Raw genomic sequence first — 8,580 nt, 5'->3', positions numbered from 1 at the left:
CTACCGCCACCGCTCCAACGGCAAGCCAATGCTGGAGTGACCCAAAATGCCAGGACAGGGGCGGTGAAACAACCGCCCCTTCAGAGGGAGGCCATGCGGCTTGAAGTTGTTGCGACCAAGTAGAAATGTCCCTTGGTCTGCAAAGTAGAAATGTCACACCTGGGTGCTGAGGGGAGCAAAGCCTGACAGGGCAGAGACCTTAGATATCGCATCCCTGGCTGGCTTTGCGGTTTGCTGGTGCGGCGCTTCGGGTGTCTGCATGCTACCGCCGCTCAAACTTCAGGATGATGTCGAGTTCCTGAAGCACTCACCACTTGTGCGAAAGATGAACACAGCAGAACTGCAGTCGTATCCGTTTTGAACAAGGGGCGATTGCGGCCCATTTCCAAAGATCCCGGATCAGGGTGTTGGCGAGGACGATGAGCTTGCGCATCGCCGCCGTGATCGCGGCCTTCCCGGGTGGCCTGTTTGATCGCGGAATATCGCATGTTGCATACCTTATCTTGTCGTGTCGGGGAGTGTTGGACGGCGACCGGGCGCGCCCGACGTAACGGCCTGATGACCTCCTTGGGGCTTGGGTTGTTAGGGATGGGGGGGGTTCGCAGACGTCCTCAGGCCGCACGCCCCCGGGCTGTCATACGAGGCCCAGAGTCAGTCTTATGTGCAATAAGTCAGTATTACTGACCCAGACGGGGTTGTCTTAGCCAGCCATTTGCAGCCGGTCCCGCGGCGCACTTTTCCACGGGCTCGTGCGCACATGAAGCGCGTAATGCTCTTGCAGCTGATCAAAGAACCTCTCGGCCCGGTCATCGACGTGATGGCGCGCCAACGCATCGAGGTCGTAGAGATGCTCGCGAACCCCAAAGGTCACATGGACGCGGTCATAGCTGTCCTGCGTGAGCCAGATCTTGTGCAGCGTGTTGCGTGCCACGATCCGGCTCTTGTGGTCCCGCCACGCGCCTTCGCAGCCCGACCATCTCTCTGTCAGGCATGTACCAATGACGTCGATCAGATCCTCATAAGCCCAATCCCAGAGATCCGCATCCCCGGCGTCGAGCCCCTCGAAGGGCTCGACATAGACGGTGCGCCCGTCCTGGCTCCAATAAAGTCCCTCACCCATGACGCACCCCCCAGCGAACAGCACGTCGTGGACCTCCGCAGGCATCTGCCAGCGCGTCGAACACTTCTGCGATCACGCCCTCGCCGTCATCGGTCATTCCGCAGCTGGGGTAATAGCCTTTGTACCGTCCCCGGAACTCCCGCCGAAGCATCTGATGTGCCGTGCCCCAAGCGGACGCCCCCAACACCGACCGCAGGCGGCCGAGCGACATTCCCAAGGTTTCAGCAGCCTGCCGTTCAGCCATCTCTGCGATAAGGCTGTCGCAGTCTCGTGTGTCGGGCCGTACATCCAGATCCGGCATGATCTCTTCCTTTCCGATGACGTTAAAATCACCGAAAAAGAAGCCCTCTCTCATCTCTCCTGAGGGACATCACCACGTGCGGGACCCCTGGCCGGATCCAGACCGGGGTTACAGGATCTGAAGTTTCCTAGCTTTACTGGGACAACCGGCCCGGAGCCGCCGTCTATCGCCAACTCAGATGCCGCGCCGCGGCCCGCGCTGCCTGCCGTTCGACACGGTGTGCAGAAAAATCACATGACGAAGGTCGGAAAAGCGGGCAAAATTGACGCGGGAGTTTTCCGCAGGAGTGCTGTCGTGGTTCGCAGTCCTGCTGGTCCTGTTGGTGCAGCGCAACCGCTATGGTTCAAATAGGTTCTGTCCTCTGGCGCGAGAGAAGTATCCAGATCAACGCGACTGCAAGAAGCGGTGAGGAAGACAGCGCCAGTTCGGTCCATCCAAAGCCTGTGACGATCGCGCCCGAAGCAAAAGCACAGAGTGTAGCGGCGAATGCGATCAGCGTATCGTTGGTGCCCTGCACGACTGACCGTTCTTCGGGCGATATCGCGGTGGAAAGGAGGTTGGTCGCTCCGATGAACCCGAAATTCCAGCCGATCCCGAGCATAACGAGCGCGCCGTAGAAGTGGTGGACCGATATGCCACTGGCGGCGACCAAAGCCGCCCCCGTCAGCAGCGTAAGCCCTGTCGCCACGATGGGAACCGAGCCAAATCGCCGGATGAGAAAGCCAGTGAAGAAGGACGGTGCGAACATCGCAACGACATGCCAGCGGACAACGTCGCTCGCCAAAGTTTCAGAATAACCGTGCTCCGTCATGGCCAGAGGCGTCGGTGCCATCAACAGGACCATGATGCCTTGGGAGACTGCGGCTGCCAGAACGGCAATCAAGACCGGGCGCCGTTTGAGGATGATGCCTATAGCTGCGCGGTCCAGTGTCGCCCTGTTCGCTGTCATGGTTGAACGAGGGATGCGGACAAAGACAAGTGGCACTAATCCGATGAGCGTGACGCAGGTGATCGCGGCATAGGCGCCGGCCAGCGGGACGGGTGCGAAGACGTCTTTCGTCCAGATGAAGACCTGCGGCCCGACGAAGGCCGCAACGAGGCCCGAAGATAGCATGATCGAGATTGCGATGGGTTGCCAATTACTTGCGACGACCTCCGCGGCGGCGAACCGAAAATAGAGGTAACAGGCTAATGCCGCTCCCAGGAAAGCGTGGGCAACACATAGAAGCACGAAGCTGGACCAGAGGAGTGCAAATACGCCGATTACCCCTCCTGCCGAGGCCGCAAGTCCGCCAACAACAAATCCGACGCGACGCCCGTATCGCCCCATCAACAAGGAGAATGGCCCTGTTGCAATGAGACCCGCGAATGTCTGTACAGATGGCGGCAGTGTTGCCAATGCGGGGCTTGGCGCGAGAAGCAGCCCTGCCAATCCGCCGATGATGATGAGCATCGGCATGACCGACACGAGGATCGTGTTCGCGGCAATCAGTCCGACGAAGTTGATGTGAGCATGACGGCTTTGAGCATCGCGCATAAGCATGGGGTCCATCTGATGGTCGTTGACATCGTGACTTAAGCGGACGAGCATTCTGTCTGGAATGTCAAACAGGCGTCAAAAATGGACAATCGACCAAAGATCCGCGCGATAGATGTGCTGCTTTTCGATGGTGTGAACGCACTGGACGTCGCTGGGCCTGTGCAGGCTTTTGATGCTGCCCGGTTCGCAGATCGCGCAGTCTACAAGCTCCGCTACGTGTCGGTAGACGGCACGGCGGTACGTGCCTCTTGCGGGATGTTGCTGGGGGCTGACGGAGCGCTCCGGTCTTGCGATCCTGATCATGATCTCCTTGTTCCAGGAGGCGATGGTATCGACGATTTGCTTGGTAATGAGGCCGTTCTTGCGGCAGTGCGCGAGCGGTTGAGGGCAGACTCCGGAGCGCGCGTAATCTCAATTTGTTCGGGAGCGCTGGTTCTGGCAGAAGCGGGCGTGCTTGACGGTGGGCCGGCGACGACGCACTGGTCGCGCGAGCAGGATGTCCGGCGCTTTGCACAGATCGACTGGGATCTTGACCGGCTTTTTGTCCAGCGGACGCGCGTCTTCACATCGGCAGGTGTCACCACAGGCATCGACCTCGCGCTCTCGATCATCCGGTCAGATTGCGGCAATGCTACCGCTCTGCGCGTCGCGCGCGAGCTTGTTGTCCAATTGCACCGGACAGGAAATCAGAGCCAGTATGCCATGCATCTTGCCGGTCAGTTCACAAAAGAAAACACTCTGGGGCAGCTGATTGAGGCAATTATAACAAATCCGAAGCAACCCTGGACACTTGATCGCATGGCGCGAGAATCGGTCATGAACCCGCGCACCCTCTCGCGCCGGTTCCAGGATCACCTCGCAACGTCGCCCGCCCAGTTCGTCGAACGGGTTCGCGTCGATCATGCGCGAAGCCTGCTGGAAGCCAGCCTTCCTGCAAAAATCGTGGCAGCAGAGGCTGGATTTGGCGATCTGCAACGTATGCGTCGGGCGTTCCAGCGCCGCTATGGCGTCAGTTTTGCACAGTACGCAGCCGCGTTTCGAGATCAGGGCTGATGCCGCAGACTGACATCGAGCACTGCACAGTATCGCTCTGCAAACGGCCCAGAACAGCCGTTCTGCAGATGTCCAAGCGCTGCGTTGCGGCTTCGAGATAGCGGCCCTTCGCGACCCAACTTACGCCGGGTACTTGGTACTCTAAAAAAAGAGATGAATACGACCTGGATCAGCAAAGATCCGGATTCCTTAAGCGCATGCATCGCCCTTAGCATTGCTGAAGTTAAGCAGGTCTGAAACAGTTCCATGACATCGAATAGATCGAGCGAGGTGCGTGCCAATTTCTTTACAGCGACCTGAGGTTATGACCTTTCCGCGCAGGTTTGTCGTGACGATCACGGTCATCGCGGCCCTCCTTCTGGCGGCCGTATTTTTTGCGTCCTTACGCTATTTCCTGATTGACGAAGCGCAGCGCGCGGGCGCGCGTCTCACGCTCTATCGATCTACGGTGATCGCAGAGGTCGACCGGTTCAACCACCTGACGAAGGTTCTGGCGGTAGACCCGTTTGTGTCTGATGCGCTCACGACCGGTAGGGCTGACAGTTTGGATCGTCGGTTGGCCGGGTTTGCTGAGGCATCTGGTCTTGATGCGATTTTTTTGATGGATATGGCGGGGCGGACAATTTCTGCCTCAAATGCCGCCACACCAAACAGTTTCGTAGGACAGAACTACGCGTTCCGACCCTATTTCCAAGACGCGATAAGGGGCGAAACCGGCACATTCTATGGGATTGGGGCGACAACGGGGCTTCCAGGCTATTTCATCGCGGACCCGGTGCGCGCGACGGATGGGAGCATCATTGGGGTCATAGCGATCAAAATCGACCTCATCCCTTTCGAGCAAAGCTGGCGAGACGCAGGCGAGCTTGTTCTTCTGTCAAACGAACGGGGAATCGTTCTGCTCTCGTCGGAGGCGACATGGCGATACCGATCTCTGCGGGCCCTTACCGACTTGGAGCGCGCGCAAATCCGTGAAGCGCGGCAATTTGCCGAGCAACCGCTTGAGCCTCCGGACTGGTCATACACCGATGGGCCCCGCGTCCGCATAGACGGGTATGAGCGGCTACATCTTGTCAGCGCAGAGTTGCCCCATGGCTGGAACATTCATTACCTGCCGTCAACGGCCCAAGCCTACACGCTGGCGTCGCTGATCACTGGATTTGTCGTCGTGATCGCAGCGGCAGGCCTGCTCGTGTTTCAATATGTAAGAGGCCAGCGTTTGAACAACGCCTTACGTTTGTCGGAGCGGGAGGAGGCCGCGTTGCGTCGCGCCAATGAAGCGCTGGCACAGGAAGTCGAAGACCGCAAGCGCGCCGAACGTCGGTTGGAAAAGACGCGTGAGGAACTCGCACGCGCTAGCCGTCTGGCCGCACTTGGGCAACTCTCCGCATCTGTTACCCATGAATTGGGCCAACCGATTGCTGCGATGCGCAACCATCTCGCCGCCGCCGAGATCAGCGGGACCCAAACCGCGCTTTCCTCCACGCTTGCGGATCTTGTGGATCGCATGGCAGGCATCACGACGCAGCTGAAGTTTTTTGCAAAATCCGGATCGGAAGGCTTCGAGGATGTCGATTTGCGCGCCTGCGTCGTCTCGGTGAAAGAGCTGATGCAAACCACGTTTGATGAGGCCGACACACGGCTCAGGCTTCACCTCGGAGACGAGGCCCTTATGGTGCGCGGGGCGCGTCTACGCATCGAACAAGTCCTGACCAACCTGCTACGAAATGCCATCGACGCCACGCATGACACGTGCCATCCAAGCGTCGATGTCAATGCAGGACAGGACACCGATATTGTCTGGATCGAAGTATCTGACAATGGACATGGCCTTGGGGATACACATCTTGATGATCTGCTGGAGCCGTTTGTGACGACGCGGGCCAGCGGCCATGGCATGGGGCTTGGCTTGGCTATTTCTGATGGGATACTCAAGGATCATGGTGGCCACTTGGAAGCGCGGAACCTGCCTTCGGGCGGTGCAGCATTTCGGGTCGTTCTGCCGCGCGTGACGCCGTCAAGAGACGACCAAGGGGAGGCTGCCGCATGACACCAGAAGCGCGCTTGCGCATCCTCGTTGTTGATGACGATCGCGCGATGTTACGATCTTTGGTTGATCTGCTGGAAGCCGCTGATTGGTGCGTCGAAACGTTGTCGCGGGCGGACCGTGTCCTGAGCACGCTTGAGCGCTTTGAGGCAGATGTGGTGCTCTCGGATGTGCGCATGCCCGGTATGTCCGGGTTAGATTTGCTGGCGGCTGTGCGCGCGGTCAGCGACATTCCTTTGGTATTGATCTCGGCTCATGGGGATATCCCCATGGCTGTATCGGCGATGCAGGACGGGGCTTACTCGTTTATCGAAAAGCCCTACGATCCGCGACGTCTGCTCAGCGTTGTTCGCAATGCAGGCGAGCGCAATCGCATCCAGTGCAGTAATGCAAGACTGCGCAAGCGGCTGCTGGAACTATCTGGCTTGGATCGTATCCTGATCGGCAACACGCCCGCCATTCTCAAGTTGCGCCAAAGCATTCTCTCGCTCGCGGATTCGGCGGCGTCGATTTTGCTCCTTGGAGAAACGGGAACCGGAAAAGACGTCGTCGCGCGGGCCCTGCACGACATCGGACCTTTTGCCGAGCGCCCTTTCGTGGCCGTCAATTGTGCGCTTCTCACGCCCGAACGCTTCACCGCTGAGATGTTCGGTGTGGCTGGTGGGCCGCCGGGTAAAGTTCAGCAAGCTGATGGCGGCACGCTGTTTCTGGACGAGATTTGTGCCTGCCCTCCAGAGATACAGGCCCGGTTTCTGCGTGTGCTTGAAGACAGCGCCGTGACACCCGATGGGGGCGACAGATCGCATCCTGTCAATCTCCGCATTATTTGTGCGACGAACGAAGACATAGAGAAAGCCGTTTCACAGCAGCGCTTCCGAGAGGACCTGTATTTCCGGATCAACACAGTCTCGCTGATGCTGCCGCCTTTGCGGGAGCGACGTGACGACCTCCAACCGCTGTTGATGCACTTTCTTGAAAAACTGGCGCCTGCCTATGAAGTTGCCACACCCTCCATCACTTCGGACGATCTAGCAGCCCTTTTGGCCCACGACTGGCCTGGAAATGTCCGTGAGTTGCGCAGCGTTGCGCAGCGCCGCTTGATTGCGGCGCGGCTTGGACATGGGACGATTTCCGAGGCGATAAACCCGCAAGTTATCCCAGAAGCCTTACCGACGACTTTACGCGAGGCGGTCGCAGCACTTGAGCGGGACATGATCAGCCGGGCCATTCAAAGCCACGCTGGACGTATGGATGACGTGGCAGAGGCGCTCGGGATCGGTCGAAGGACCCTCAACGAAAAGATCGTCAAGCTGGGTCTCGAAAAAGAACGGCTGATTTAGCCCTGCGGAAACCCGCAGGCAAATTGGCGGCGTCGGCGCGGATTTCCTCATAAACAAGACACCGTCCGGTCGAGAATACTGCCTCCCACAGCAATCTGCATGACAACTAGGGAGGTCCTCATGCAAAAACTTCTCAGCCGCGCGGCGCTCGCAATCCTTGCCTTGACAGTCGGGTCGGAGGCCATGGCCACGGAATGGAGCGTTTCACTCTGGGGGCAGCGGCGCGCCTTTACCGAGCATGTAGAGCGCCTTGCCGAGCTGGTTTCGGAACGCACCAATGGCGAATTCACGCTCAACATCTCTTATGGCGGGCTCAGCTCGAACCGCGAAAACCTCGACGGCATCTCCATCGGTGCCTTCGAGATGGCACAGTTTTGCGCCGGGTATCATGCCGACAAGAACCCATCCATCACCGTGCTTGAGTTGCCATTCCTCGGCGTCACAAGCCTTGAGCAGGAATCCGACCTGTCTATGGCGCTTTATCAGCATCCGGCAGTGGTGGCCGATCTTGCCCGCTGGAACGCGACGCTGCTGATGCCGTCACCGCTGCCGCAGTACAATCTGGTCGGCGTTGGCGATGCGCCCGCAACGCTGGCGGATTTCGACGGTCTGACCGTCAGGGCCACGGGCGGCATCGGTGCAGCTATGGAAACCGTTGGCGCGGTTCCGACATCCATGTCCGCGACCGAAGTGCGCCAAGCCATGGATTCAGGCGTCGTGCGTGCGGTCAGTTTCGCGCCTCATGCTCACATGTCCTTTGGGACCATCGAAAACGCAACCTGGTGGACCACCAACCTCAACCCGGGCACGGTCAACTGTCCGGTCGTGGTGAACTCGGATGCGCTTGTTGATCTGAGCGATGAGCACCGTGAGGTGCTGCTGGGCGCCGTTGACGAGGCGCTCGACCACTACCTGAGCTTTTATGAAGAGCAGACCATGGCTGCCTGGGGCCCGGCCTTGGAGGAACGGGGCATCGCGCAGGTGTCCTTTGGCGACGCCGAACTGTCAGCGTTCCGCGCTGCGGCGGCGGATCCTGCCGCCACTGCGTGGATCCAGCAGAACACCGCGCGCGGCCTGCCTGCTCAAGAGTTGTATGATTTTGTGACCGGCCTGATCGCCGAGAGCAACTAAGCCCTCCTCCCCAAGCGGGGCTGCGTTGGCCTCTTCTCCCGCCAGCGC

The 8,580-nt window shown here is 59.1% G+C and carries 7 protein-coding genes; 4 read left to right on the top strand and 3 right to left on the bottom strand.

Going from position 1 to position 8,580, the window contains the following annotated elements; genetic code table 11:
* Positions 1–700: 700 nt before the first annotated feature.
* The 3 genes from FEV53_RS13365 to FEV53_RS13355 form a co-directional block, all read right to left on the bottom strand.
* A complete protein-coding gene (locus tag FEV53_RS13365; RefSeq protein ID WP_142835323.1) occupies positions 701–1,120 on the bottom strand; it encodes a hypothetical protein in 420 nt (139 codons plus the stop codon).
* Positions 1,113–1,475, bottom strand: coding sequence for a hypothetical protein (locus FEV53_RS13360; RefSeq protein WP_142835322.1), 363 nt, complete (start codon positions 1,473–1,475; stop codon positions 1,113–1,115). Before FEV53_RS13360 ends, FEV53_RS13365 begins: the two co-directional genes overlap by 8 nt.
* Before the next feature lie 289 nt (positions 1,476–1,764).
* Positions 1,765–2,958, bottom strand: coding sequence for an MFS transporter (locus FEV53_RS13355; protein WP_142835326.1), 1,194 nt, complete (start codon positions 2,956–2,958; stop codon positions 1,765–1,767).
* A gap of 84 nt (positions 2,959–3,042) precedes the next feature.
* On the opposite strand from FEV53_RS13355, the gene FEV53_RS13350 reads away from it, so the two are divergent.
* The 4 genes from FEV53_RS13350 (at position 3,043) to dctP (ending at position 8,532) form a co-directional block, all read left to right on the top strand.
* Positions 3,043–4,014, top strand: a complete 972-nt coding sequence (locus FEV53_RS13350) for a GlxA family transcriptional regulator (protein WP_142835321.1) — start codon at positions 3,043–3,045, stop codon at positions 4,012–4,014.
* 328 nt (positions 4,015–4,342) lie between these two features.
* On the top strand, positions 4,343–6,064 hold the full coding sequence (locus FEV53_RS13345) for a sensor histidine kinase (RefSeq protein ID WP_246100819.1): 1,722 nt from the start codon (positions 4,343–4,345) through the stop codon (positions 6,062–6,064).
* Complete coding sequence (locus tag FEV53_RS13340) at positions 6,061–7,401, top strand: sigma-54-dependent transcriptional regulator (protein WP_142835319.1); 1,341 nt, start codon at positions 6,061–6,063, stop codon at positions 7,399–7,401. Before FEV53_RS13345 ends, FEV53_RS13340 begins: the two co-directional genes overlap by 4 nt.
* 120 nt (positions 7,402–7,521) lie before the next feature.
* Positions 7,522–8,532 (top strand): TRAP transporter substrate-binding protein DctP, encoded by a 1,011-nt coding sequence (dctP, locus tag FEV53_RS13335; RefSeq protein ID WP_142835318.1) that lies wholly within the window; start codon positions 7,522–7,524, stop codon positions 8,530–8,532.
* The last annotated feature ends 48 nt before the right edge of the window (positions 8,533–8,580 follow it).

This window comes from Palleronia caenipelagi (assembly GCF_007004065.1).
Lineage (GTDB): Bacteria > Pseudomonadota > Alphaproteobacteria > Rhodobacterales > Rhodobacteraceae > Palleronia > Palleronia caenipelagi.
This window is presented reverse-complemented; position numbering and strand designations above follow the sequence as displayed.

Bases quoted from the DNA above. Each gene is read 5' to 3' on its own strand.
- FEV53_RS13365 (WP_142835323.1), bottom strand. From the start codon at position 1,120: ATGGGTGAGGGACTTTATTGGAGCCAGGACGGGCGCACCGTCTATGTC.
- FEV53_RS13360 (WP_142835322.1), bottom strand. From the start codon at position 1,475: ATGAGAGAGGGCTTCTTTTTCGGTGATTTTAACGTCATCGGAAAGGAA.
- FEV53_RS13355 (WP_142835326.1), bottom strand. From the start codon at position 2,958: ATGCGCGATGCTCAAAGCCGTCATGCTCACATCAACTTCGTCGGACTG.
- FEV53_RS13350 (WP_142835321.1), top strand. From the start codon at position 3,043: ATGGACAATCGACCAAAGATCCGCGCGATAGATGTGCTGCTTTTCGAT.
- FEV53_RS13340 (WP_142835319.1), top strand. From the start codon at position 6,061: ATGACACCAGAAGCGCGCTTGCGCATCCTCGTTGTTGATGACGATCGC.
- dctP (WP_142835318.1), top strand. From the start codon at position 7,522: ATGCAAAAACTTCTCAGCCGCGCGGCGCTCGCAATCCTTGCCTTGACA.